This is a genomic window from Treponema saccharophilum DSM 2985 (genome assembly GCF_000255555.1).
In the GTDB taxonomy this organism is placed as follows: Bacteria; Spirochaetota; Spirochaetia; order Treponematales; family Treponemataceae; genus Treponema_D; species Treponema_D saccharophilum.
This window is the reverse complement of the sequence record NZ_AGRW01000051.1, coordinates 154,355-178,376: the sequence shown is the minus strand read 5'-3', so window position 1 is coordinate 178,376 and position 24,022 is coordinate 154,355. Positions and strand designations below refer to the sequence as shown.

Annotated in this window: 21 protein-coding genes; 11 read left to right on the top strand and 10 right to left on the bottom strand. The window is 55.8% G+C overall.

Going from position 1 to position 24,022, the window contains the following annotated elements; translation table 11 throughout:
* Positions 1-8: 8 nt before the first annotated feature.
* From ruvB to TRESADRAFT_RS10610, 3 genes are all read left to right on the top strand, one after another.
* Positions 9-1,112 (top strand): Holliday junction branch migration DNA helicase RuvB, encoded by a 1,104-nt coding sequence (gene ruvB / locus TRESADRAFT_RS10620; RefSeq protein WP_002705568.1) that lies wholly within the window; start codon positions 9-11, stop codon positions 1,110-1,112.
* A gap of 62 nt (positions 1,113-1,174) precedes the next feature.
* A complete protein-coding gene (gene queA, locus TRESADRAFT_RS10615) occupies positions 1,175-2,230 on the top strand; it encodes a tRNA preQ1(34) S-adenosylmethionine ribosyltransferase-isomerase QueA (RefSeq protein ID WP_002705566.1) in 1,056 nt (351 codons plus the stop codon).
* Positions 2,231-2,238: 8 nt separating this feature from the next.
* Positions 2,239-2,727, top strand: a complete 489-nt coding sequence (locus tag TRESADRAFT_RS10610) for a DUF456 domain-containing protein (RefSeq protein ID WP_002705564.1) — start codon at positions 2,239-2,241, stop codon at positions 2,725-2,727.
* Between the two features lies 1 nt (position 2,728).
* On the opposite strand, the gene TRESADRAFT_RS10605 is transcribed toward TRESADRAFT_RS10610, so the two are convergent.
* Genes TRESADRAFT_RS10605 through TRESADRAFT_RS10585 form a run of 5 tightly spaced genes read right to left on the bottom strand, consistent with a single transcriptional unit; the run spans position 2,729 to position 8,882 of the window.
* Positions 2,729-3,586, bottom strand: a complete 858-nt coding sequence (locus TRESADRAFT_RS10605; RefSeq protein ID WP_002705563.1) for an FAD binding domain-containing protein — start codon at positions 3,584-3,586, stop codon at positions 2,729-2,731.
* An 8-nt stretch (positions 3,587-3,594) separates the two neighbouring features.
* Positions 3,595-4,074: a (2Fe-2S)-binding protein gene (locus tag TRESADRAFT_RS10600; RefSeq protein WP_002705561.1), complete on the bottom strand. Its 480-nt coding sequence runs from the start codon at positions 4,072-4,074 to the stop codon at positions 3,595-3,597.
* A 22-nt stretch (positions 4,075-4,096) separates the two neighbouring features.
* Positions 4,097-6,136, bottom strand: coding sequence for a xanthine dehydrogenase family protein molybdopterin-binding subunit (locus TRESADRAFT_RS10595; RefSeq protein ID WP_002705559.1), 2,040 nt, complete (start codon positions 6,134-6,136; stop codon positions 4,097-4,099).
* Positions 6,129-7,319, bottom strand: a complete 1,191-nt coding sequence (locus TRESADRAFT_RS10590; protein WP_002705557.1) for a DegT/DnrJ/EryC1/StrS family aminotransferase — start codon at positions 7,317-7,319, stop codon at positions 6,129-6,131. The genes TRESADRAFT_RS10595 and TRESADRAFT_RS10590 overlap by 8 nt, the downstream gene beginning before the upstream one ends.
* 21 nt (positions 7,320-7,340) lie before the next feature.
* Positions 7,341-8,882, bottom strand: coding sequence for a polysaccharide biosynthesis protein (locus TRESADRAFT_RS10585; protein WP_002705555.1), 1,542 nt, complete (start codon positions 8,880-8,882; stop codon positions 7,341-7,343).
* Positions 8,883-9,084: 202 nt separating this feature from the next.
* Between TRESADRAFT_RS10585 and ispG the strand changes: the two genes are divergently transcribed.
* The 8 genes from ispG to TRESADRAFT_RS10545 all read left to right on the top strand — a co-directional run bounded on the left by ispG (position 9,085) and on the right by TRESADRAFT_RS10545 (position 17,165).
* Positions 9,085-10,185, top strand: coding sequence for a flavodoxin-dependent (E)-4-hydroxy-3-methylbut-2-enyl-diphosphate synthase (ispG, locus tag TRESADRAFT_RS10580; protein WP_002705553.1), 1,101 nt, complete (start codon positions 9,085-9,087; stop codon positions 10,183-10,185).
* A complete protein-coding gene (locus TRESADRAFT_RS10575) occupies positions 10,182-11,303 on the top strand; it encodes a hypothetical protein (RefSeq protein ID WP_002705551.1) in 1,122 nt (373 codons plus the stop codon). The genes ispG and TRESADRAFT_RS10575 overlap by 4 nt, the downstream gene beginning before the upstream one ends.
* A 227-nt stretch (positions 11,304-11,530) precedes the next feature.
* A complete protein-coding gene (hypB, locus tag TRESADRAFT_RS10570) occupies positions 11,531-12,199 on the top strand; it encodes a hydrogenase nickel incorporation protein HypB (RefSeq protein ID WP_002705549.1) in 669 nt (222 codons plus the stop codon).
* Between the two features lie 55 nt (positions 12,200-12,254).
* Complete coding sequence (locus TRESADRAFT_RS10565) at positions 12,255-14,981, top strand: FAD-dependent oxidoreductase (RefSeq protein ID WP_002705548.1); 2,727 nt, start codon at positions 12,255-12,257, stop codon at positions 14,979-14,981.
* Positions 14,981-15,325, top strand: a complete 345-nt coding sequence (locus tag TRESADRAFT_RS10560) for a hydrogenase maturation nickel metallochaperone HypA (RefSeq protein WP_002705547.1) — start codon at positions 14,981-14,983, stop codon at positions 15,323-15,325. The genes TRESADRAFT_RS10565 and TRESADRAFT_RS10560 overlap by 1 nt, the downstream gene beginning before the upstream one ends.
* 44 nt (positions 15,326-15,369) lie before the next feature.
* The gene (locus TRESADRAFT_RS10555) at positions 15,370-16,446 is read left to right on the top strand and encodes a DUF5692 family protein (protein WP_002705546.1); all 1,077 of its coding nucleotides are present in this window, start codon (positions 15,370-15,372) and stop codon (positions 16,444-16,446) included.
* Positions 16,447-16,458: 12 nt separating this feature from the next.
* The gene (locus tag TRESADRAFT_RS10550; protein WP_002705545.1) at positions 16,459-16,857 is read left to right on the top strand and encodes a hypothetical protein; all 399 of its coding nucleotides are present in this window, start codon (positions 16,459-16,461) and stop codon (positions 16,855-16,857) included.
* Positions 16,857-17,165 (top strand): hypothetical protein, encoded by a 309-nt coding sequence (locus tag TRESADRAFT_RS10545; protein WP_002705544.1) that lies wholly within the window; start codon positions 16,857-16,859, stop codon positions 17,163-17,165. The genes TRESADRAFT_RS10550 and TRESADRAFT_RS10545 overlap by 1 nt, the downstream gene beginning before the upstream one ends.
* A 148-nt stretch (positions 17,166-17,313) precedes the next feature.
* Here the strand turns inward: TRESADRAFT_RS10545 and TRESADRAFT_RS10540 are convergent, their stop codons facing one another.
* The 5 genes from TRESADRAFT_RS10540 to TRESADRAFT_RS10520 all read right to left on the bottom strand — a co-directional run bounded on the left by TRESADRAFT_RS10540 (position 17,314) and on the right by TRESADRAFT_RS10520 (position 23,922).
* Complete coding sequence (locus TRESADRAFT_RS10540) at positions 17,314-18,909, bottom strand: hypothetical protein (RefSeq protein WP_002705543.1); 1,596 nt, start codon at positions 18,907-18,909, stop codon at positions 17,314-17,316.
* Positions 18,910-20,343 carry an undecaprenyl-phosphate galactose phosphotransferase WbaP gene (wbaP, locus tag TRESADRAFT_RS10535; protein ID WP_002705541.1) on the bottom strand — a complete coding sequence of 478 codons (1,434 nt, stop codon included), beginning with the start codon at positions 20,341-20,343 and terminating at the stop codon, positions 18,910-18,912.
* 36 nt (positions 20,344-20,379) lie between these two features.
* Complete coding sequence (locus tag TRESADRAFT_RS10530) at positions 20,380-21,477, bottom strand: glycosyltransferase family 4 protein (protein WP_002705538.1); 1,098 nt, start codon at positions 21,475-21,477, stop codon at positions 20,380-20,382.
* Entirely contained in the window at positions 21,471-22,592 is a 1,122-nt protein-coding gene (locus TRESADRAFT_RS10525) for a glycosyltransferase (protein WP_040842949.1), read from the bottom strand. The genes TRESADRAFT_RS10530 and TRESADRAFT_RS10525 overlap by 7 nt, the downstream gene beginning before the upstream one ends.
* 244 nt (positions 22,593-22,836) lie before the next feature.
* Entirely contained in the window at positions 22,837-23,922 is a 1,086-nt protein-coding gene (locus tag TRESADRAFT_RS10520) for a glycosyltransferase family 4 protein (RefSeq protein ID WP_002705534.1), read from the bottom strand.
* Between the last annotated feature and the right edge of the window lie 100 nt (positions 23,923-24,022).

The following is a 24,022-nucleotide window of genomic DNA, read 5'->3' as shown; positions in this document are numbered from 1 at the left end:
GATTTTTTATGGCAATAAGATACACTGACACGACGGACGATGATTTGAGGGAGGCTGCCGCGCTTTCTGAGCAGAGCAGGGGCGCGCGCCACATTGTCCGCGCGGACGAGCCGGGCGAGGACGATTCTCAGGAAGTGAACCTCAGGCCGCGCCTGCTCAAGGAATTTCTCGGTCAGGAGGCCGTCAAGGCAAACCTGTCCGTCTTCATCGATGCGGCACGGACGCGCGGGGAGCCGCTCGACCATCTTTTCCTCATCGGGCCGCCCGGGCTCGGGAAAACGACGCTTGCGGAGGTCGCGGCGAACGAGCTGGGGGCGGACTTCAAGGTGACCAGCGCGCCTGCGCTCGACAAGCCGAAGGACCTTGCGGGAATCCTTTCCACGATAACGCCGGGAACCGTCTTCTTCATCGACGAAATCCATCGGCTCAAGCCCGTCATAGAGGAGATGCTCTACGTCGTCATGGAGGATTTCGAGCTTGACTGGGTTATCGGGCAGGGGGCTGCCGCACGCACCGTCCGCATCCCGATTCCGCATTTCACGCTCGTCGGGGCGACGACAAAGGCGGGCATGGTCTCGAAGCCGCTGCAGACCCGGTTCGGGATTATACAGCGCTTCAACTTTTACACGCCCGCGGAGCTTTCCCTGATTATAAAACGGTCGGCGGGGCTTCTCGGCTGTTCCGTCGACGACGATGCCGCGCTGCTCATGGCGTCGTGCTCCCGCGGAACGCCGCGCGTCACGAACAGGATTGTCCGCCGTATGCGCGATTTCGCGCAGGTCTACGGTGACGGGCGGATAACGAAATCAATCGTCGAGGCAGGTCTCGGGAAACTTCGGATAGACTCGCTGGGGCTTGAGGATTTCGACCGGGACATAATCCGCGCCGTGATAGAGAAATTCGGTGGCGGTCCTGTCGGGTGCGAGACGCTCGCGATTTCTCTCGGGGAATCCGCGGACACGCTTGAGGATTATTACGAGCCGTACCTCATCCAGTGCGGGCTACTGCAGCGGACTCCGCGCGGGAGAATCGCCACGCAGAAGGCGTACGACCATCTCGGAATCAAGGCGGGGCCGGGCGCGTCTTCGTTCCTTCCGGGGCTGTTCGGCTGAGCGCTTCGTTCCGCGTGCCCCGGAATCGCAGGCGGAACTGTTGTTTATTTATGGAGAAGATTATGAAATTGAGCGATTTTTATTTTGATTTGCCGGAGGAGCTTATCGCGCAGAAACCGTCCGGAATACGGGGAGAGGACAAGCTTATGTTCCTCGACAGGGCGACGGGCGCGGTGAGGCATTTTGCGATGCGCGACCTTCCCGATTTGATTGAGCCGGGGACGCTCATGGTTTTCAACAACTCGAAGGTCAGGCGCTCCCGCTGCTACGGAATAAAGGAGGCGAACGAGAAGGGGCAGGGCGGAAGGGAGCAGGAGTTCATGTTCCTCAACCAGATGTCCGCTTCTGGGGATGTCTGGCATACGATGGTCAAGGGCGCGAAGAAAGTGAAGGCTGGCTCACGCTACCGCTTCCCGGACGGCTCCGTCGGGGAAATAGTCGACAGCGAGGGCGACGCGGGAAGCGAATTCCGCACCGTGCGCTTTCCGTTTGCCCTCGATGACGGCTGGTTCTCCCGGAACGGCCACATCCCGCTTCCGCCCTACATAAAGCGCGAGGATGACGACACCGACTCGGAGCGCTACCAGACCGTCTACGCGAAGGAGACCGGAAGTTCTGCATGTCCCACGGCGGGGCTCCATTTTACCGAGGAGATGTTCAGGCGCCTTGACGAGAAGGGAATCGACCGGACGTTCGTCACACTCCATGTCGGGCTGGGGACGTTCCTTCCCGTGCGCTCGGAGAACATCGAGGAGCACAAGATGCACGAGGAGGTGTACACGATTCCGTTCGACGCCGCGGAGAAAATCAACAGGGCGAAGAGGGAGGGGCGCCCGATACTCGCTGTCGGGACGACTTCCGTCCGCACGCTCGAATCTGCCGCCGGAGACGACGGGCTCGTGAGAAGCGGCTCGTCGGCGACGCGGATATTCATGTATCCGGGCTACCGCTTCAAGTGCGTCAGCCAGATGTTCACGAATTTCCACACGCCCGAAAGCACGCTCATCATGCTCGTCAGCGCGTTCGCCGGCAGGGAGAACATCCTCGGCGCGTACAGGACTGCCGTTGAGAACAGGTACCGCTTTTTCAGCTACGGCGACGCGATGCTCATAAAATAGGGGGAGATGTGTTTCTTCTGGTGCTTGCTTTTTTCCTTATAATACTCGGGCTTGTCGGCGCGTTCCTTCCCGCGCTTCCCGGACCTCCCGTCTCATGGCTCGGGCTCCTCGCGGCATTCTTCTCCGCGTCGGCGTCGCTGTCGTTCGCGACGGTGGCTGTCTCGTTCGTCGTCATGGCGGCAGTCACGGCGATGGACTACCTTCTTCCCCCCGCGATGACGCGGAAATTCGGCGGCAGCAGGGCGGGCGGAATCGGGGCGACTGTCGGGCTCGTGGCGGGGCTTTTTCTTCCCCTTCCTGTCCTCGGCGTCATACTCTGCCCGTTTTTCGGGGCGTTCATCTTCGAATTCCTGAATTCCCCCGACGACACGGCGCGCGCCTTCAATTCCGCGTGGGGGGCGTTCATCGGCTTCCTGCTCGGTACGGGCGCGAAGGCTGCCGTCGCGGTGTCGTTCTTCTGGATTCTCGTCCTGAACCTCGTCAAGGGCTGGTTCTGATTTACGGCTGGGCAAGCTGCTCGAGGGAATAGCGGAGCAGGTTCGTGAATTGCGTCCGCGCAATTTCGTCGTTTTCGATTCCGCTCGCGCGCGACTCCTCGTCGAACATCTTTCCGCCCCGCTCGACCGCGCTTCTCACGGCGTTCCCGTCGAGCGGGAGCGGAAGCCCCGTCAGGCTGTTCTCGAATTCCGCGCTCCGCAGGATGATTTTTCCCGCGAACGCAATCCTGACCGTGGACAGCGTCCTGTCCTGGATGTCGGCGAGGAACGCGAACGACGCGGAGCTTTCGCCGAATTCCCGTTGTGGCCCGAGCTTCCTGAAAATCGCGAGCTCCCAGTCCTCATTCGGGATTTTTATCTTCGAGAGAATCCATTTCCACTTCATCTCTTCCGCGGCGAATTCCTTGAGCTTGAGGATGGGAACCGTCCTCGTCTCGTTCCGGATGTCGCTTCCCCGTATGAACTCGAACCTGGCGTCGAGCGCGAGGAGCGGCGCGAAGAGCGTGCGCGCGTGGCCGTCGTCCATCATCGAGAAGATGTTCCCGCCGAGTGTCGCGGCATTCCTGAGCGCGCGGTTCCCTATCGTTTTGACGGCGTCGCTCAAAAGTGCGGGGAGGTTCTTCCGCCCGATGTCCTCAATCTCCGCGAGCGTCATCGCGGGACCGAAGGTGAAATGCCTGTCCCATTTCTCGAACGATTTGAGCTCCTTTACGTTCCTCGACGGTACGCACCGTTTCGGAAGCTCGTCTGTCGCCGTTCCCCCGCCGATTATCCTGAGCCCGTCCTTTTTTTCCATCAGCGCGACAAGTTCCTGTATCGTCCGCGCGCCGAACACTTCCGGTTCGCTTGTTCCTGCCATATAAAACCTCAGCTTTTCATCCCGTCCCTGTCGTGCTTGAACGCCGTGGCGTAGAGAATCGCGTTCATGAATGCGTTCTTCTCGGTGCACGTGCACGACAGCCTCTCGGCGAATTCGAGGCATTCCTCCCTCGTCGGCCGGTACTTGCTTTCGAGCAGCTCGTGCACGGAAAGTATTTTCGCGGCGCTGCAGAATCCGCAGAGATGGACGCCAGCCTTTTTCAGCCCGTTGGCGATGTTCTCGTATGACTGCGTCGTTTTGAAATGCTCCAGCGTCGTGACGTCGGCGCCGTCAATCGTTCCTATCGGGATGCGGCAGCTTGGGACGGGCTTCCCGTCGAGCAGGACCGTGCAGACGCCGCACCGCCCCTTTCCGCATCCGGCTTTCGCGGAGAATATTTTTTCCGCGCGCAGGATGTCCAGGAGCTTCTCGTTCGGGTTCGCGTCAATCTCGGTGTCGCGCCCGTTTATTTTCAGATGTATCCTCATTCTGGTCTCCCTGCATTTTTTTTCAGCCGAGTATGTCGCGCTCTGTTATCGGAAGCCTGCTTATGGTACGCCCGCGCGCTACCGAGACTGCCGACGCGAACGCCGCCGGAACGACCGAGTCTATTATGTTCCCGATTTGCTTCGGCTCCCCGTCCGATTCCATGAATTGTATGCGTATGTCGTTGCATGAAAGGAGCTTTCCCTCCATCAGCTGCGGAAGCTGCTTCTGTATTTCGAGCCTTGCCTGCATTTCCATGAGCGGCTTGTTCTGTATGCGCCCGCAGTCGAACGCGACCGAAATCCGCTGGATGCCTACCGAAAGCGTGCACGCGTCGATTTCGACCTCGACAATGCACGCGGCGAACGCCGCGTCGACGAACGGTTTCCCGCCCGCATCGGCTCCGGCAGACGCGCACCGAATTCCCGTCGCGAGGTTCTCCCTCGTCTCCGCGCAGCATTCCTTCAGAAGCCGCGCCTTGATTCCGGTGTTCTCGCTCAGCGTGTCGGGCCAGTTGTTCTCCTTTCCCTCGTCGATTTTCGGGTCGAGGAAGACGAGCGTCCTGTCGATTTTGAGGATGTCCGACACTGTTCTCGTCCACGCGCCCCAGTCCGCGTCCGACACGGGGAACGACTCGATTACGAATTTTCCGTCGTCGTGGAGCTCCGTCCTCAGCACCGTCGGCCTTTTCGCGTACCCGATTCCCTCGACCGCGCACGCGAGCGCCGTCCCGACTTTGTTCGGCACCGACGGGGATACCGTGTCGAGGAAGTTCGTCCCGCTTTCCCTCATACGGTACGCGAAGAATTTCCGGTCGAACGCGCTCGAGTCGAATCCGCCTGGGAATTCCTTCCGCGTGCGGCAGTCGTCGTTCTTCGTCGCGGAAAGGTCCTGCCGCCTGATGAACGGGTCGAGACTCTGCGTCACCGCGTCTATCGCGTCCGCTATCCTGATTCCGCCGAACAGCGCGTTTTCCGCGTCGAGGTTCGCCTTCCTGAGCGTTTTCGGGGAGATTCCCGTGACCTCGGCGATGCGCTGCATCTGGCATTCCGCCGCGAAGAAGTCGTGCATCGCAATCGCCTTCATCTTCACGGAGCGGGGAGGGTTCTTCGAAGAGAGGATTTTCACGGAGACGCGCCTTTTTTCAGCCTTGTAGATTCCCGACGCGCCGAGGAGGAGCCGTTCCGCGATTTCCTCCGCGAATGGGCAGTACGCGCCTGCGTCGGCGGTAATCCGTATGTCGTCGGCGATGATGCGCCCGTCCTCCGACACCGCCGTTTTGTGCCTGACCGTTATCCGCGCGGGATTCTCCACGAACGATTCCTGCTCGCTTCTCGTGTACGAGAGCTTCACGGGCCGCCCCGTTTTGATTGAGGCGATGGCCGCCATAGCGGCGGCAATTTCGCTCTGGAATATCGCGCTCGAGCTTTTCTTCGATATGGGGGTGCGCGTGACCGATATTTTGTGCCGCGGAATTCCCGTGCAGGCGGAGAGCGACTCGCGCATGTTGTGTATCCATTGGTTCGGGGCGTAGACCGAGAGCCTGTCGCCGTCGAAATACGCCGCCGCCGCGTTCGTCTCCTTCATGGAAAGCGGTCGCATCGCGTTCTCCCACGTCTCGTCGACGACGAACGGCGCCTTCCCGAAGTCGTCCTGCGAGAAGCCCGCCGATTTTTCCGTGCGCGCGGCGATAATGGCCGTCCTTTCGCCGTCCGCTTTTTTGCGGGAGAAGTCGAGCTCAACCACGACGTCGGCTTTTCTCGCCGCGTCCCTGACTTCGCGCTCGTCCTCGCCGACGACAAGCGCGACCGGCTCGCCCTTGTACCGTATGTCGCCCGTGCAGAATATCTCCGCGTCCGTCCCGAGCATCGATACGGCGTTGCGCCCCGGAACGTCCGCCGCCGAAATGAGCTCCATCTTTCCCGTGCCGCCGGGAAGCGAGACCGATTTGATTTTCCCCGAGGGAACGGCGCTCCTGACGACGGACGCGAACATCATCCCCGGAAGAGCTATGTCCGTCGCGAACGTGCCGGAGAACGAAAGCTCGCGTTCCTTTTTAGGCATGGTGCGCGTTTCCCGTTTCGATGACGGACCGTATGACGTGGCTGACCGACGCGTCGTCCATGTACGGCCAGAGCGGCAGCGTTATCGTGCGCGCCGTCGCCTTCTCCGCGTTGGGGAGCGTCTCCGCGTTGTATTGCGGGAAATGCTCCTTCCACCACGTGAACCGGTGGATTGCGATGAAGTGCATGGAGATTCCGAGCCCACGCTCGCGGAGCTTCTCCATGAATTCGTTCCGCGTTATGGTGAGCTTGTCCTCGTTCAGCCTGATGAGGTAGAGGTGCCACGAATTCCCCTCGCCGTCGGGCGGAACCGTGAGGAAGTCGCACTTGGCGAACGCCTCGTTGAACCTCATCGCAATTTCCGTGCGGCTTTTCCGGAACGACTCCGCCTTCTTGAGCTGCTCCCGGCCGATTGCCGCGAGTATGTCCGGCATGTTCGACTTGTATCCCGGCGCGATTATGTCGTATTCCCAGCTCGCCTTCGGGTTCGTGTACCTGTCCCATGCGTCCCGGCTCATCCCGTGAAGGCGCATCTGCGCCATGCGCGCGCAAATCGAGTCGTCGCTCGTCGTGACCATTCCGCCCTCTCCGGTCGTCATCGTCTTCGTGGCGTAGAAACTGAACACGCCGACGTCGCCGAGCGTTCCCGCGAATCCCGCTTCCGTTTTCGAGGGGAATGAGTGGGCGGCGTCCTCGATGACGCGAATCCTGTTTTCCGCGGTGGAATACTTGTCGGCGAGCTGCCTGATTCTCTTCATGTCGCAGAGGTTTCCGGCAACATGGACGGGGACGATTGCCGCGACTTTGTGCTCCGTGTCCGCCCTGAGGATTTCCTCAATCGAGTCGGGTGATATCGAGTATGAGTCCGGCTCGATGTCCGCGAACATGACATCCGCCCCGAGGTGGATTGCGCTTGCCGCGGTGGAGACGAACGTGTACGGCGTCGTGATGACCGCCTTCCCGCGGGTGACGCCGCACGCCTCCATCGCGAGTATCATCCCGCTCGTGTTCGAGTTCACTGCCAGCGCGTGCTTCGAGCCGACGTAGCGTGCGAACTCATTCTCGAATTCGTGCGCCACTTTTCCTGTCGTAAGCCATCCGGAATCCATTACGTCAAGCACCGCCTTCTTCTCCTCGTCACCGATTGACGGGCGGAAGAACGGCACGTTCATTTTTTCTTCCATAAGTGTTTCTCCCATTTTTTTTCAGAGCGTGATTTTCTCGCCATCGCCGGACGACGATATGCTCCGCGACTGCGCCTTGTCCTTCGTCTGCTCGTAGAATTCGTCGAGCGTTTTGAAAGCTGCGCGGAGAATGCGTATCAGCTCGTCCCTGTTCCTGAATTTCTCCCTCATCCCTTCCCTGAAGAAGCATATCGGCTCAAGCTCCGAGAGCAGTTTTTCCAGCGCGCCTTCGTCCATCTCGATGTTGCGCAGTATGAGGATTTTCTCCCATTCCGTTTTCTGCGGGTTCTCCTCGTCAAGCCAGAGCGGCTCGTGGTTCCGCTCGCCCTCGCGCGCGCCGATTATCTTTATCTCGATGTCCTTTCCCGGCTCGTGCCCGGAGAATTTTATAATCTGCTCCGCCATGTCGAGTATTTTTATCGGCTCCCCCATGTCGAGGAGGTACGACTTCCCGTTCATGCCGACGCCGCCCGCCTCGAGCACGAGCGAGCATGCCTCGGGAATCGTCATGAAGAATCGCTCCATCTCCGGGTCGGTGACCGTTACGGGGCCGCCTGCCTTAATCTGCGACTGGAAGAGCGGGAGTATTGAGCCGCGCGAGCCGAGGACGTTCCCGAACCTCACGAACATGAACGACTGCCCGTCGCGCGCCTTTTTTGCCGAGCGCAGGACGAGCTTCTCCGAAAGCATCTTGCTGACCCCGTAGACGCTTACGGGCCCCACCGCCTTGTCCGTCGAGATGAGGACGAATTTCGACACGCCCGATTCGACCGAGGCGTCGAGCAGGTTCTTCGTCCCGAACACGTTGTTCTCGATGACCGCGACCGGGTTCTCCTCCATCATGGGAACGTGCTTGTACGCGGCGCAATGGAATATGACGTCGACGCGCGTCCTCTCGACTATGTAGCGGACGTATTCCCTGTCCTTCATGTCGCCTATTATGGGGACGACGGTCGCCTTCTCGCCGACGCCCTCGTTCTGGAGGACGATAAGCTCCCGGTAGATGTTCACGATCGAATTCTCGCCGTGCCCGAACAGGTAGAGCCTCTCCGCCCCGCCCGAAAGGAGCTGCCGCGCAAGCTCGCTTCCGATGGAGCCGCCGGCGCCTGTTATCATGACGCGCTTTCCCCGCAGGTATTTGAGGCTTTCGTGTAGCGGGATTATTATCGGGGTGCGTCCGAGTATGTCGAGCGGGTCGATGTCCCTCGTCTGCACGAGATGCGCCTTTCCCTCGACAATCTGGCTCACGCTCGGGAGAATCCTTATTCTCGCAAAGCCTCCGCGCATCAGGTTCTCGTATATTTCCTTGATTTTTTCCGGAGGCGCGCTCGGGATGGCGATGATTGCCTCGTCAAGCGGCCCGCATTTTATCACGGGGGCGACGCTCGCTATGGGACCGAGGACGGGAACGCCCTCTATTTCCGTTCCGACGAGCGATTTGTCGTCGTCCAGGAACGCCGCGACCTTCCCGAACACCTTCTTCCGCGATATGTCCTGCGCAATCATCTGCCCGGCAAAGCCTGCCCCGATGATGTACAGGTTCGATTCACTTTTCTGCAACATAACGCCGAGATTCTATCACAACTTGCCCGATTTGTTTTGCTGTTTCGGATGATGCGGCGGCTGAATCGCAGCGCGCGTTTCTCCGCGGGGCGAATGTTTACGAATGCGGAAAAAAAAACTATCATGAGCCTTTCCGGACTTCCGGATTCCTGCCGCAGCCGGCAGGATGCCAGTGTAAAACGATTTTTTTTGGAGGAAATATATGCCGCAGTTTTTGAAGCCGAGAACCGTTTTTGTCGGCGGCAATGGTAATGTCGAGCGCATCGGGCTTGGCGGGGACAATCCCGTCACAATCCAGACTATGTGGAAGGAGCCGATTGTCGGCGTGAAGGACGATTCCGCCCGCCTCGACTCAATCCGCTCGCGCATAGCCGAACTCAAGACGCTCGGGTGCGACATAATCCGCTTCGCCGTCCCCGATATGGCAAGCGCGGAGAGTTTCGTGGAGATATGCAAGTCGACGACGATGCCGCTCGTCGCTGACATACATTTCGATTACCGGCTCGCGCTCAAGTGCCTTGAGGGGCCGGTCGGCGCAATCCGCATAAACCCGGGCAACATCGGCGCGCGGGAGCGCGTGGAGGCCGTCGTCAACGGATGCCGCGAAAAGGGCGTCGCGATACGGATTGGGGTGAACACGGGAAGCCTTCCGAAGGACCTTGAGGCAAAGGTCGAGTCCGGGGCGATGAGCCGCGCCGCCGCTCTGTCGGAGACCGCCGCCAGGGAATGCGCGGTTTTCGACGAGCTCGGGTTCGACCAGTTCGCGGTCAGCATGAAGGCGTCCAGCGTCAGCGAGACCATCGAGGCGAACGAGGATTTCGCGTCGCGCTTTGACGTTCCGCTTCATATCGGCGTCACGGAGGCGGGGCCCCTCATAACGGGCGTCGTCAAGTCGACTCTGGCGTTCTCGAAGCTTCTCCGTGAGGGAATCGGCTCCACGATACGGGTGTCGCTTTCGTCAACTCCCGAGAACGAGGTCGTCACCGGGCTTGAGATTCTGCGAGAGTGCGGGAAGCGGAGCGGCGGCGTCACGCTCGTCTCGTGCCCGCGGTGCGGTAGAATCGGGTTCGACGTGCATTCGTTCATGGACAGGTGGCAGAACGAGCTCCTTTCGATGAAAAAGGACATAACGGTCGCCGTCATGGGCTGCGTCGTCAACGGCCCCGGCGAGGGAAAGCACGCCGATATCGGAATCGCTGGTGCCGGGGACAAGGCAATCATCTTCAAGAAGGGGAAAATTGTCCGAACAATCGACGTGAAAGATGCCGATAATGAATTCAGAAAGGAACTAATGTCTTTATGAATATCGGAATCTGTTCAGCTGCCAGGAAGATGGCGTTCGTCTGCGGGCTCGTCCTGTCCGCATCATTCTCTTTCCCGCAGGTCGCGCCTAAGCGTCCCGTCGCGAGCGAGTATTCGTGGCGCATCCTGGAGAACGCCCGCATCGCCTACGACGCTGCTGATTACGGCGAGGCGATGAACCTCGCGAACCGGGCGAAGGCGAACAGGCGCGCGGAGATTGCGTGGGAGGTCTACACCCTCGAGAATGCACTCTCTCCGCTGGCGGTCAGGAAGGTCGGCGACAGTTTCGGCGACGTCCTGAAAATCCTCGCGGAAAGGGACGAGAACGAGGCCGTCAAGCTGATAAACAAATACCTGCGCTTCTACGGCACGGGCTTTTTCGGCGATTCGATATCGAATCTCGTCGAATGGGTCAAGGAGAAGAACGTCTATCCCGAGGCGGATTTCCTTATAGGAAAAATCTATCAGCTTGAGGGCGAGTACAAGACGGCGTACGAATTCTACGAGAAGGCGCGCGTCGAGCGCGAGTACCTCGACATCCCGGACTTCCATTACGAGATTCTCTACGCGATGGTCGCGCTCGCGCTCGAGGCGAAGCGTCCCGACGATTACGAGCAGGCGCTCCTCCTCATACTCGATTCCGACCCGAAATTCAAGGATTCCGTTTTCCGGAACGCGTTCATGAAAATCCTCGACTCCGACAAGGCGGAGAACGCGGACAGGTTCTTCACGCTGTTCCGCGCGGAGGAGAACCGCTCCCTTGAGGCGCTTTTCGACTTGGGGAACGTCTACGAGCGCGCCGGACGCGACGAGAATGCACTCGTGTGCGCCGCCCTCGGCACGATAGAGTCGTTCACGCACATCTACGCGACGATATGCGAGCGCGACACGAGCTATTCGTTCACTACGTATGCCGATTTCCTCGAGAAGTGCGGTAAGTACGACGACATCATGACCTGGTGCGAGAAATACCACGTCTGGGAGCTGATGTTCCAGATGGGCGAGCGGCTGCAGAAGCGCGGGCGTCTTATCCTCGCTGACAGCTTCTTCCGGAAGATGGCGGCTGCGATGCCCGACCCGTACTGGAGGTCTGAGGCGGCGTCGAAGCTCGCAAAATAATCTGCCGTATCGAAAACGCCCCCGATGCCGGATGAAGGAAGTCCGCGTTTCGGGGGCAATTTTATGTCCGGAAAATAATGGAACTGTTCTAATGTGTCATGGTGAAATTCTGAAATCCATATGAATGTATCTTTTATTTTGGGCGGGAAGGTGATATAATCTCGTGATTACTGATAGCGTGACTATCAGCTTAAAAGTATAAATATCATTTTTAGGAAGAATAAAATATGTCTGATATTCGCGTTATCGAAGTTAAGGAAAACATTCTTGCCGACAACGACAAAGAGGCTCAGGTTTTGCGCGACAAACTCAAGTCAAAGAAAACGTTCCTGATGAATCTTATGTCGTCACCGGGCAGCGGAAAGACTACTACATTGCTGCGCACAGTCGAATCCCTAAAAGACAGAATTAAAATCGGAATCATGGAAGCTGATATTGATTCAAGTGTGGATGCTGAAACGATGGCTAGAGCTGGAGTCAAGTCGATTCAGCTGCACACTGGCGGAATGTGTCATTTGGATGCGGCAATGACCGAGCAAGGCTTAAACGAACTTAAATACGACGATTTGGATTTGGTCGTTCTGGAAAATGTTGGAAATCTTATTTGCCCTGCCGAGTTTGACACGGGGGCTGCAAAGAACGTTATGATTCTTTCTGTTCCGGAAGGACACGACAAGCCGTTAAAGTATCCTCTCATGTTCAGCAAGGTTGACGCTCTCATCATCAACAAAATTGACGTTATGCCGTATTTTGATTTTGATATGGAAAAACTTCGCGATTACGTTGGGAAGCTCAACAAGAACGTAAAAATCTTCCCGATTAGCGCGAAGACTGGCGAAGGCGTTAAAGACTGGACGGACTGGCTTTTGGGCGAAGTGAGCATTCATAATCAGTAAAACAAAACGGTCATTGAGCGAAGTCGAAATGACAATTTTTAGAGGTACAAAAAAAATGGCAGAAAAAGAAACAGTCAGACCACTTATTTTGCAGCTTGGTCAGAAGATTACGGACCGGCTTGGGCGAAAAATAAACGAAAATGACCCGGAGTACTGGGGATTGAACGAAATCGTAACCGACGAAATGGCAGAAGTTGCGCTCAAGATGGACGTGCGAAAGCCAATTACGCTCCCGCAGATTGCAAAGCGAACAGGAAAGGACGAAAAATATCTCGAAAATCTCCTTATGGACATGGCGATGGCCGGTCTTATTGAATACAACTGGGAAAACCCGAAACGCGAAAAACAGTACATTTTGCCGATGTTCGTTCCTGGAAGCGCGGAATTTACCAACATGAATCAGAAGCAGCTTGAAGCGCACCCGAAGCTCGGAAAATTCTTTGAGCGAATGAGTTTTGAGCCGCTTACGAAAGTTACTCCGATGGTTCCGGAGGGCGGTGCCGGAATCGGAATGCACGTTATTCCTGTGGAAAAGGCGATTGAAGCCGAGAATCAGAGCGTTTCGGTTGAGCACATTTCTCACTGGCTCGACAAATACGACGGAAAATGCGCGGCTTCTCCGTGCTCATGCCGTTTGAGCCGACGCACTTTTGATGAAGGCTGTGCCGACGACCCGGAAGATTGGTGTATTGGCGTTGGTGACATGGCTGATTATCTCGTGGAGACTAAACGCGGTCATTACGTTACCCGCGAAAAAGTCATGGAAATCCTGAAGCACGCCGAGGACAACGGATTTGTTCACCAGATTACGAATATTGACGGCGAGAACAAGATTTTTGCCATCTGTAACTGCAACGTGAACGTCTGTTACGCGCTCCGAACGAGTCAGCTTTTCAACACCCCGAATCTTTCCCGCTCGGCTTATGTTGCCCGTGTTGAAAGCGACAAGTGTGTTGCCTGCGGCCGATGCGTTGAGTATTGCCCGGCCGGGGCTGTTAAGCTTGGTCAGAAACTCTGCAAAAAAGACGGAAGCAAGGTTGAATATCCTAAGCACATTCTGCCGGACAACCACAAATGGAGCGAGAAAAACTGGGACGTTGATTACAGAAACACAAACCGAACTAACTGTTATTCGACAGGAACTGCACCGTGCAAGACTGCCTGCCCTGCCCACATCGGAATTCAGGGCTATTTGAAAATGGCGAGCGAAGGCCGCTACACGGAAGCCCTTGCCCTCATCAAGAAAGAAAATCCGTTCCCGGCGGTTTGCGGACGAATCTGCAACAAGCGGTGCGAGTCGGCATGTACCCGCGGAACGATTGACGAAGCGATTGCCATTGACGAAGTAAAGAAATTCATCGCTCAGAAAGATTTGGACTCTTCGACACGGTTTATCCCAAAAAAAGTTATTCCTTCGAACAGGGGCGAGTTTGAGCAGAAAATCGCGATTATCGGCGGAGGCCCGGCTGGACTTTCGTGCGCGTTCTACTTGGCGGAAAAAGGCTATCGCCCGACTGTTTTCGAGAAAAACAAGGTTGCCGGAGGTATGCTCGTTTACGGAATTCCAAGCTTCAAACTCGAAAAGGATGTCGTCCAGGCAGAAATCGACGTGATGAAGGAAATGGGCGTTGAAATCAAAACTGGAATTGAAGTGGGAAAGGACGTTACGATTTCCCAGCTCCGGGAACAGGGCTACAAGGCTTTCTACATTGCAATCGGATGCCAGGGCGGACGCAAGGCCGGAATCGCCGGAGAGGAGGCTGAGGGCGTTATGACTGCGGTAGACTTCCTGCGAACCGTTGCAGATGACCAGAATTACAAAGTGAACGGAAAAACCGTGGTTGTGGGCGGCGGAAACGTTGCCATCGACGTGAGCCGTACTGCATGGCGATGCGGCGGAACTGACGTTCAGCAATTCTGCCTTGAGCAGCGAAAAGAAATGCCAGCGACTCTTGAAGAAATTGAGGAAGCCGAAGAAGAAGGAATCAAAATCAACTGCGGATGGGGCCCGAAAGAGATTTTGACCGAAAACGGAAAAGTAAAAGGAATCGTGTTCAAAAAATGCGTTTCTGTAAAAGACGAAACTGGCAGATTCAACCCGAAATATGATGAAAACGACACGATGACCGTTGAGTGCGAAAATGTGTTCCTTTCGATTGGTCAGGCGATTGTTTGGGGCGACATGCTCAAAGACACAAAAGTTCAGCTTGGGCGCGGAAACGGCGTTGTTGCGGACGGACTTACCTATCAGACTGCCGAGCCTGATATTTTTGCGGGCGGCGACGTTTACACCGGCCCGAAATTCGCGATTGATGCGATTGCGGCCGGCAAAAAGGCTGCTGTTTCAATCCACAGATTCGTTCAGCCGCATTCAAGCATGACAATCGGACGCGACAAGCGTGAGTTCATTGAACTTGACAAGTCAAACATTAAGGTTGAGGGCTACGACAACACGCCTCGTCAGGTTCCTGGCAAAAAGACAGCGAGCGAAGTTGGAAGCAAGTTCAAGGAAACAAAAGTCTGCTTTACAGAAGAGCAGATTAAAAAGGAAACTGCACGTTGCTTGAGCTGCGGACAGAGCGTTGTTGACGAAAACAAGTGTATTGGCTGCGGCGTTTGTACGACAAAATGTGCATTCGACGCAATTCACCTGCATCGCGAGCACCCGAACGCAAGCCGCATGATTAAGAGCGAGGACAAACTGAAGGCAATCCTGCCGAATATCTTGAAGCGGGAAATCAAGATTCTTTTGAATCCGAACCGCAATTCGCTGGAAAAATAATGCACGAATTAGGAATTGTCTTTCATGTAATTAAGCGTCTTGAAAATCTTGCCGAGGAAAACAAACTTTCTGAAATTCAGAGCGTGACACTTGAAATCGGTGAGGTTAGCGGAGTTGTTCCTGAATATTTGCAGGACTGCTGGAAATGGGCTGTCAAAAAGACAGAAATCATGCAGAACTCCGAACTGAAAATCGAACCGATTGAGGCGGTAACAATTTGCAATGATTGCAAGAAAACGTACCGCACTGTCGAATTCGGAAAAACGTGCCCGAACTGCAAGAGCGACAACACCGTTCTGCAGGTTGGGAACGAAATGAACATAAAGCAAATTGAAGCGTGCTGAGGATACGGTCACTTACCATAAACCGGCACACTCAGGAGGAAAAAATGTTATTTCAAATTTACGGGACAACGGCAGTAAGTCAGCTTTTGGGCTGGTGTGCCGTATTTGTCGGATTGATTCTTGCGAACGAAATCGCCCGCAGGACTAAGGCTGGCGGAATTGCGCTTCTCGTTGCTCTTCCGCTCGCGCTCACGGCTTACTTTGTTGTGGTTGCTGTCGCTGCCGCAGGCGGCGCAGAATGGGCTTTGAAGAATCAGACTTATTTGTACATGAACGGTTGGTTCCACTACGCAAAACTCTACGCGGCAGATATCGGCTGTATCGGCTTCATGGTTTTGAAATACAAATGGGGAAAACTCGGAAAGGCTCACTGGTTCAAGGCTTGGCCTTTTGTTATCGTCGGAATCAACATTTTGATTGCAGTTGCATCTGATTTTGAGAGCGCAATCCGAGGTTCGCAGGCGCTTGCAGCCACAGGCGACCGCTGGTGGAAATCAAGCGAGAACGTATGGCTTTACGGCGGCTGGTGGAACTGGGCAAACGGAATCGCAGGTATTTTGAACATTCTTTGTATGACCGGCTGGTGGGGAATCTATTCTTCAAAAGACAAGCATCATCAGGATATGCTCTGGCCGGACATGACAATCTGGTTCATCCTCGCTTACGACGTTTGGAACTTCCAGTACACTTACGCGAACCTTCCGACTCATTCTTGGTACTGCGGTGTTGCGCTTCTTCTTGCTCCGACATTCGCGGCTGCTTTCTGGAACAAGGGCGGCTGGATTCAGAACCGCGCGAATACGCTCGCACTATGGTGCATGTTCGCCCAGGTTTTCCCTCTCTTCCAGATTAAGAATTGCGCAGTTTTGCCTTCTCTTTATGCGAACAACGTTCAGAATCTGAACGCATTCGATTTGACACAGGTTGCAGACATCGCCACGACGGGAATCAAGGCGAACCCGGTTCCGCAGGGAGTTGTAGCAATGCTCGCGCTCGCAATCAACGTTGTTGTTCTTGCCATGATTATAAAACGCTCTGTTGCCGCTAGGAAAAATCCTTACACCAACGAGATTTGGGTTGGAACGAAGGATTTTGAGGAAGCAATGGCACGGGCAGAATAGGAGATAATACATATGGCATGTTTTACGGTACCATTGGCGGAGGCTGTAATCGTTACGGCTGTCAAGGCTGTCGTTTTCAGGCGGAATGCGGACGGCGTCATCGGCGAGGCAAAAAAGGAAAAGCTCGCCGAAATAAAAGTGAGCATCAGGAATCTCGAGAAAATGCTTTACGGCGGAAGTTTTCTTCTCGCAATCGAGCATATCTATCACGGCGAAGTCGTTTTGTACCCGCCTTTCCTGACGGCAATGAAAAATCCCGAAGATATTCCGGAAATGCTTCACGAGATGGCGACTGTCGGAGTGGGGATGGCTGTTCTCGTTACCGCAGTCTGGGGCGCGGCAGTCGGCATAAGCGCCCTTTTCAGGAGGCGCTCAAAACGGTGCGCCGGTATGATTCGGGGGGCTGTCTGATGTGCTTGATTTTGACGATTTTAAGCGCGTCCGTTTTTTCGGTGATTTATCTGTTCGGCGGGAAGAATGCCGGAAACGCTGTCGCCCTAAAAGCGACGCTCCTCATGTTCTGGGCTGCGGCCTTGATGTGGAGCGTTGACGGCATCGCAAGCGTGCTTGGCGGCGAGCCGTTTTTCGACATCAGCGCCGAAGACGCGCTTCTCGGTGCTGTAATCATCGCTTCCGGCTGTGCCTTTTTCGGGCTTGTTTCTCTTTTGCAGCTGAAGAAGGCCGGAAAAGAGATTTCGCGCACCGATGTGGCGGAGTAAGCGGAAAGAAGCTCGTTTCGGCATCGGTTCGTTCAGAGCGGCGCCTTCCAAGGCAATCTGCTATAGGACATGAAAAATCCCGCCCGTTTTGGGCGGGATTTTTTGTTGCGGCAAAAAATCAGATGAATGATGAACCGCGCCTTTCCGTTCAGTACTGGAGACCGATTCCGATATATATCTCGACTGCGGAGCAGTTTTTCCTCCAGCTGCTGTCGAAAAGCTTGTCCACGACTTTGTCCACGATTTTTCTTCCCGCATCGATTCCGACGCTTCCCCTGACGACAAGGCTGCGCCATTTTGCGGGGTAGACGAGCATCTCAAGTCCTCCGGCGTACCATCCGTCCTTTATCGCGAACGCTTTTCCCGTCACGTCGTTCTTCGCGAGCGCCATGTCCCCGAACGGAGAGAGCTGTAGCTCGAAGTCGAAGTAGCGCATCCATCCTGTGTGCCGCGAAATCCACGACTCCTCGCCGAAAACCCAGCCTATCCATCCCGTCCAGTCCGTCGTCACTATGTGGACGGGTATGTCGAGGCTGAATACGATTGCCGCGGGGACGTCGAGCGCCTTCTTGTCGTAGTCGGCGTAATACTGGTCGTCCTTTATGCCGCGGAGCATGGAGCCGATTTTCTCGCTCCCGTCCATTGCCGCGAACGCGTACGCCTGCGCCGAAATCCCCGCGTATTTGAACGCCTTGTATGCCTTCAGCTTTGAATAGACCTTCACGGGATACGTGTCCTTCTGGAAGTTGTATCCGACCGTCTGCCCGAACGATACGGAAAGGCCGTTCCTGAAATTCCCGAGCCAGTCGATTCTTTCCGTTCCTATCGAGTGCCCGAACGTCAGGAGCGGGCTCGATATGTCGGAGTTCTCGGGGGAGATTCCGTCCTTGTCGTAGTTCACCTCGAATTCGACGGACGGCGTCCACTTGACGCTTCCCCAGTTCTCTATCTCCGCGATTTTCAGCGGGAGCGAGAATGTCGCGTCCGTCTTGAAGTAAAGTTCGTCGCCGTATTCCTCGTAGTCCATGTCGCGGTAGATTCCCTCCGTCAAGTCGAGCTTTATGGAATACGTGTCGAACGGAAGCTCGAACGTGAACCCGGTCTCGTAGCTGAATTCGGGGATGGTCTCGCCGAGCGTCATGTCGATTCCGAACGAGTTGTTCCACGATGAGTCGAAGGGACCTGCTTTGAACGGGTAGTCGTAGCTGAAATTCGCCCCGATTACGTAGTCCTTGTCCGAGCTGTCCTGCTCGTCGTATTCGATGGAGAAGTTGATGTCAGACGAGAGCACGCTCATCGTCCCGAGAAAATTCATGTCCTTGAGCTTGAGCTTGAGGTTCAGCCCGCTGTTCGAATTGTATTTGGGGTAGGGGACGAGTAGCATGTGCTTCGAGTCGGTGGCGCGCAGGTGCGCGTGGACAATCGTTATGCTTTCGCCGTCATCGTCTCCTTTCGGCGTGTCGCCCGTCGTTCCGTCCTCGTACTCGTACCGGTACGTCAGCTCCGCCGTGTCGAATACGCGCTGGTTCGTGAATTCCTGCTGGAGGTTGTCCATGTACGCGTGGAATTCCTCGTATGAGGAGAACACGCGCTTCGTGTTGACCTCGACGGCCTTCTCGACCGCGTATTGCTTCGTCCCGTCAAGCTCGTAGTCTATGTCGGCTATCCGGAATTTCTCCGCCATCGCCGCACCTGATGCGGAAAGTATCGCTGCTGCAAGGATTGCCTTTGGTGCGAGATTCATTCAGTATGCTCCTTTTCCTTTTATTACGACGTATATCGTCTTGCAGATTATCCACAAATCCAGCCATATCGACCAGTTCTGAATGTAGTACGAGTCGAGCGTTATCCTCTCCTCGTATCCCGTGTCCGAGCGTCCGGAAATCTGCCACATTCCGCTCAGCCCAGGCTGCACGGAGAGGATGAAGTCCTTCTTGTGCCCGTATTTCGTCAGCTCTGGCGTCGTGACGGGGCGCGGACCTACGAAGCTCATCTCCCCGACAAGTATGTTGAAGAACTGCGGAAGCTCGTCGATGCTCGTCTTCCTCAGAATCTTCCCTATTTTAGTCACGCGAGGGTCGTTCGTGAATTTCCTGTCGCGCTCCCATTCCGCGCGCATGTCCGGGTTCTCCGCCAGAATCTTGTCGAGCATCTTGTCGGCGTTCACGACCATCGAGCGGAATTTCCAGCATTTGAATTCCTTCCCGTTCTTCCCGATTCTCTTGTGCCCGTAGAAGACCGGCCCCTCGCTCGTCAGCTTGACGATTGCCGCGACGACCGCTATCACGGGAACCGTTACGGGGCTTGAGAGGAGCAGTATGAAGAGGTCAACGGCGCGCTTGAGGAGGAGCCCGAACCCCTTCGTCAGGTTGTGCGTCGAGGAGAAGCCGAGGATTCCGCCGAAGTCGCGGACGTTCATCGTTATCGTGTTCGTGTCCTGGATTTTCGGAATCTGTATCGTGTAGCGGTAATATGAGTTGATGTCGGTTATGTCCGGCTCGTAATCGCAGAGAATCGCGACCTTTATACCGCGCTTCTTTATCTCCTCGAAAATCTCGACCGAAGGCGGGTACACGGGAATGCCGTTGAGGACGGATATCCCGTCCGCCTTGCTGTCGATTATTATCGCTGGCTTGTAGCCGAAGTCAGGCCTCTTCATGAGACGCTCCGTTATGAACATGCCGCTTTTCCCGCTCTCGTAGATGACCGCGGGGACGCCGTACCATTTGTGCTTCCCGAACTGGTGCCGCGCAACCTCTCGTCCGAGCGGGAGCATGAGCGAGGCGAACGGAGTCGCGAGAATGAGCGCGACCATCAGCGGAATCTTGTCGTCCGCGTCCTCGACCTTTATCGACAGCGCAATCCCGACGAACGCGAAGAACGTGCATATCGAGAATTTCTTGACCTCGTCCTCTGGCGGCAGGACAAAACCCGGATACAGCCCCGCCGCGTAGAACACCGCGAGGATTGGCGGGAGGTATATCCCGTATGTGTAGAACGAGCGGAAATTTATCCACGAGTGGTTTATGAAATTTATTATGAAGAAGGATATGCCGATTGACAGCATTATCGTCACGCAGTCGCACAGCATGAGCAGGAACCCGGACGTGAAGGAGCTCGTCCTCCAGAAGTTCCTTTTGAAGTATGCGGTGAATTCGGATTGGTTTTTCTTGTCCATGCTTTTTTATCTTCCTTTTTCAATTTTTTCCCGGAATCAGTCGCGTTCCGCCGTCTTTTTTCCTTCCGCGCTCCGCTCCATCGCGCCGGCGATTTTCTCGGCGGAGACTTTGTAGGAATATTTCCCGGCGAGGGACTCGGGGACTGGCGCGGCCGCGCCCTTGAACGCGAGCATCTTGTCGGCAAGGTCGCGCGGGTCGGACACCTTGAAGAACGTCACCGGGAACCCGTCGTATATCTCCTTGAACACGGGAATGTCCGACACAATAGCGGGCGTCCCCACCGTCATCGCCTCGAGCGGCGGCATCCCGAATCCCTCGTAGAGCGACGGCTGCACGAGGAAATCCGCCTCCTTGTAGAGCTGCTTTATCTGCTCGTTCGAGACTTTCCCCGTGAACTCGATTTTTCCCTCAAGCTCCGCGGAAAGCTCGCGCAGGCGGGCCACGGTCTCCTCGTCGCCCGTGCGGAAGTTCTCCGCGTTTCCGACGATGAGGAGCTTTTTCTGGAATCCTTCCCGCACGGCGAGTACGAACGCGTCGAGGAGCGTTTTCAGCCCCTTGTGCTTCTTTATGTTTCCCACGAAGAGGATTGTCCCCGTCTTCTCTGTCTTCTCCGTCCCGTCATCCTTCGAAAGGAATGACGGCGCGGCGTTGTACGTTATCGAAATCGGCTTCGTGCACCGCAGGTTCGCCCGTATGCGCGAGGCGGAGAATTCCGACACGGTGAATATCTCCTCCGAAAGGTTTATCGCCCGCTGGTAGAAGAATTTGCGCCCGAGCCGCCCGAGAAAGCCCGTGAGCGACGGCACGTCGAGGAACACGACGTCGTGTATGGTCGAGAAGACGGGAATTCTTATGCCGCCCGGTATGTTGCAGTACGGCGTGAAGAAGAAATCGTACTGGTGGATTTTTTCGAGGACTTCCTTCGGGAACATGAACATCTCGTCGAACGAGAAGGGCTTCACGTCGCAGAAGCAGAACTCGACGTTCTTCATCCTGACGAAATCCATGCACTGCTCGTGCGTTCCGATGAGGAGGCATTCGTGCTCCTCCAAAAGCCACGGCACAAGTTCCGAAATGTAGGAGCCGATGCCCCCCGAGCCGATCATCCGGCAGTCAATAGCGATTTTCAGCATTTTTCTTTTTCCGAAAGGATCCCCTCTATGTGTTCCCTCAACTGCGCGCAGAACCGCTCCGTCGAGAACGATTTCGCGTGCTCCGCAATCTTCTCCGGGACGAACGCCCCGTTCCGCTCCAGCTCCTCGAATTTTTCCATCGCAATCATCAGCGCGTCCGCGGACTGGTGGCCGAAGAAGACGCCGGTCTTCCCGTCGACAACCGTCTCGAGCGCGCCGCCTTTCCCGAACGCGATGACCGGCCTTCCGCACGCCTGCGCCTCGACGGGTATTATCCCGAAGTCCTCCTCCGCGCAGAAAATGAGCGCGCGGCACCGCTGCAGATAATCCATCACCTCGTCGTCCTTTATCCGCCCGGTGAATGTGATGTCCGCGCCCTTGTAGAGCGACGCGATTTCCCTGAGCTCCTTTTCCTGGCTCCCGCCGCCGATTACGACGAGCTTCTTTCCTGTCTCGCCGCATGCCCGTATCGCGAGGTCAATCCTCTTGTACGGGACGAAGCGCGAGAAGACGACGAAGAAATCCTCGCTCGGCTTCCCGTTGGGGCGGAGACGCTGCGTGTCCACCGGCGGGAAGATGACTTTCGAGTCGAGGTTCCAGTATTTCTTTATCCTGCGCGCGATGTAGGCCGAATTCGCGATTATCGAGTCGATTCTCTGGCTCGAGACGAAATCCCAGAGCCGGATGCCCATCATCCATCTGTCCATGAAAAGCCTCGTCAGCGAGCCGCTCCGCTTCCTGTATTCGAAGAACTGGTCCCATGCGTAGCGCATGGGCGAGTGGATGTAGGCGATATGCGGGACGGAGGGCGGCGTTATGACGCCCTTCGCGCAGCTCGACGACGAGCAGAGCACGAGGTCGTATCCGGAGAAGTCGAACGACTCGAATGCTTTCGGCATGAGCGTGAGGAGTTTCGTATATATTTTTGTTGAGCCAGGTATTTTCTGGACGAACGATGTGCGGACTTTTTCCTTCGGGAAGATGCGCCCCATCTTCTTTTCGTCGTATACAAGCGTGTATATGTCCGCATCGGGGTAGAGGGACAGCATCGCCTCGACGACGCGCTCGGCACCGCCGTAGTTGACGAGCCAATCGTGAACAATAGCAACTTTCATATTTTCGGGATTATACATTTTTTTCGCGACCTCTTGAAGAGCGGGAAAAATCCGCTCATCCTTCATCACATTCCCCGTCGAGCCACCGTGCCGAGCAGGGCATCGTCCGTGATGTCGCTACTGCCGAGTGCGTCACGTCTTCGAGCCTTCTCCGCCATGACGGGGAAGGCACAATCTGAAGTTCCCGCCGATAAAAACGCCCGCGAGCGGGCGGATGACTGTCGTTCTGTTTTCTGTTCGGGATTTAGTTGTCCTCGATTTTGGATACCGCTTCGTACAATTTTTCAGCGGCGTTCCGGTACGTGTATTTCCGCAGCACGCCGTCGACGTCCTCTTTCTTTATGGGCTTTTCCGCCAGGTCGGGAAGGCTGCAGTTCGTGTCGCAGGCGTCTATGTAAGCCGCCGCGTTTCCGTAAATTTCTGGGAGGCTCGCGTTCTTTGAGACGATAATCTTTGCGCCCGCGGAGAGCGCCTCGAGCGGCGGAATGCCGAACCCCTCGTAATACGAAGGGAACACGAATGCCTCGCATCTCTTCATGAGCGCTTTTACCTCGCTGTCGGAAACATATCCCAGAAGAACGACGTTCCGGAGTTTCCTGATGTCCCCCAGCTCCGTGGATTTCATTCCGCCTATCGCCTTCCCGGAAATCGCGAACGTCTGCTCCGGGTTTCCTGCTGCGTATTCAAGAATCCAGCGCAGGTTCTTCCTTTTCTGAAGGCTTCCGAGCGTGAAAAAGAACCTGTTCTCGGCAAGCTGCGGGAACCTGCTGAAAATCCCGTTGTCCTCGGCTACGGAATTGAAATGCTCCCACCCGTTCGGGACGACAATGATGCGCTCGGCGTCCGTCTTGTATGCTTTTTGAATCTGCTTCTTGCTGAATTCGGAAACGGTGAGGATGAGCCGCGCGTTTTTCGCGATGTTCCTGTAATGGAGGCAGCTGTACGCGCGGATGAGCCTGTCCTTGAATGTCACGAAATCCCCCGGGAAGTCGTGCGCGTAAATGTCGTGGATGAAGCATATTCCGCTTTTTTTTCCGAGCGGGGCAGTGTTGGAGAAGTTGAGCGGAACGGCATTGCGCTTCTTTGCCTCCATCGCAATCTCAAACATATCCCATTTCGGGAAGCTCTTGAGGGGCTTTTCCGACAATATCGTATGGATGTTCCTGAATTCGGGAACGGTTTTTGCGTTGTTCGGCACCAGAATCGAGAACTCGATGCCCGATGCGTTTTTCTCCGCCAGAATGATGTCCAGCTGCCTGCACGTCTCGAATGCGAACCGCTCGATTCCCGTGAGGTTCCTGCAAAGAAAATTTCCGTTTATGAGAATCATGCCGGACAGAATATATTTTTTGCCGGATTGTTTCTACATCGCCGTTTTCTGGCGAACCGCAAAAAAAATGCCGAATCGGACGGAAAAATCCTGATTCGGC

What these genes read in the sequence shown, in the direction of transcription:
- hypB (WP_002705549.1), top strand. Translation starts at nt 11,531, where the DNA reads ATGTCTGATATTCGCGTTATCGAAGTTAAGGAAAACATTCTTGCCGAC.
- TRESADRAFT_RS10540 (WP_002705543.1), bottom strand. Translation starts at nt 18,909, where the DNA reads ATGAATCTCGCACCAAAGGCAATCCTTGCAGCAGCGATACTTTCCGCA.
- TRESADRAFT_RS10555 (WP_002705546.1), top strand. Translation starts at nt 15,370, where the DNA reads ATGTTATTTCAAATTTACGGGACAACGGCAGTAAGTCAGCTTTTGGGC.
- TRESADRAFT_RS10565 (WP_002705548.1), top strand. Translation starts at nt 12,255, where the DNA reads ATGGCAGAAAAAGAAACAGTCAGACCACTTATTTTGCAGCTTGGTCAG.
- TRESADRAFT_RS10590 (WP_002705557.1), bottom strand. Translation starts at nt 7,319, where the DNA reads ATGGAAGAAAAAATGAACGTGCCGTTCTTCCGCCCGTCAATCGGTGAC.
- TRESADRAFT_RS10545 (WP_002705544.1), top strand. Translation starts at nt 16,857, where the DNA reads ATGTGCTTGATTTTGACGATTTTAAGCGCGTCCGTTTTTTCGGTGATT.
- TRESADRAFT_RS10595 (WP_002705559.1), bottom strand. Translation starts at nt 6,136, where the DNA reads ATGCCTAAAAAGGAACGCGAGCTTTCGTTCTCCGGCACGTTCGCGACG.
- TRESADRAFT_RS10600 (WP_002705561.1), bottom strand. Translation starts at nt 4,074, where the DNA reads ATGAGGATACATCTGAAAATAAACGGGCGCGACACCGAGATTGACGCG.
- TRESADRAFT_RS10605 (WP_002705563.1), bottom strand. Translation starts at nt 3,586, where the DNA reads ATGGCAGGAACAAGCGAACCGGAAGTGTTCGGCGCGCGGACGATACAG.
- TRESADRAFT_RS10560 (WP_002705547.1), top strand. Translation starts at nt 14,981, where the DNA reads ATGCACGAATTAGGAATTGTCTTTCATGTAATTAAGCGTCTTGAAAAT.
- TRESADRAFT_RS10575 (WP_002705551.1), top strand. Translation starts at nt 10,182, where the DNA reads ATGAATATCGGAATCTGTTCAGCTGCCAGGAAGATGGCGTTCGTCTGC.
- ruvB (WP_002705568.1), top strand. Translation starts at nt 9, where the DNA reads ATGGCAATAAGATACACTGACACGACGGACGATGATTTGAGGGAGGCT.
- queA (WP_002705566.1), top strand. Translation starts at nt 1,175, where the DNA reads ATGAAATTGAGCGATTTTTATTTTGATTTGCCGGAGGAGCTTATCGCG.
- TRESADRAFT_RS10585 (WP_002705555.1), bottom strand. Translation starts at nt 8,882, where the DNA reads ATGTTGCAGAAAAGTGAATCGAACCTGTACATCATCGGGGCAGGCTTT.
- TRESADRAFT_RS10525 (WP_040842949.1), bottom strand. Translation starts at nt 22,592, where the DNA reads ATGAAAGTTGCTATTGTTCACGATTGGCTCGTCAACTACGGCGGTGCC.
- wbaP (WP_002705541.1), bottom strand. Translation starts at nt 20,343, where the DNA reads ATGGACAAGAAAAACCAATCCGAATTCACCGCATACTTCAAAAGGAAC.
- TRESADRAFT_RS10530 (WP_002705538.1), bottom strand. Translation starts at nt 21,477, where the DNA reads ATGCTGAAAATCGCTATTGACTGCCGGATGATCGGCTCGGGGGGCATC.
- TRESADRAFT_RS10550 (WP_002705545.1), top strand. Translation starts at nt 16,459, where the DNA reads ATGGCATGTTTTACGGTACCATTGGCGGAGGCTGTAATCGTTACGGCT.
- ispG (WP_002705553.1), top strand. Translation starts at nt 9,085, where the DNA reads ATGCCGCAGTTTTTGAAGCCGAGAACCGTTTTTGTCGGCGGCAATGGT.
- TRESADRAFT_RS10520 (WP_002705534.1), bottom strand. Translation starts at nt 23,922, where the DNA reads ATGATTCTCATAAACGGAAATTTTCTTTGCAGGAACCTCACGGGAATC.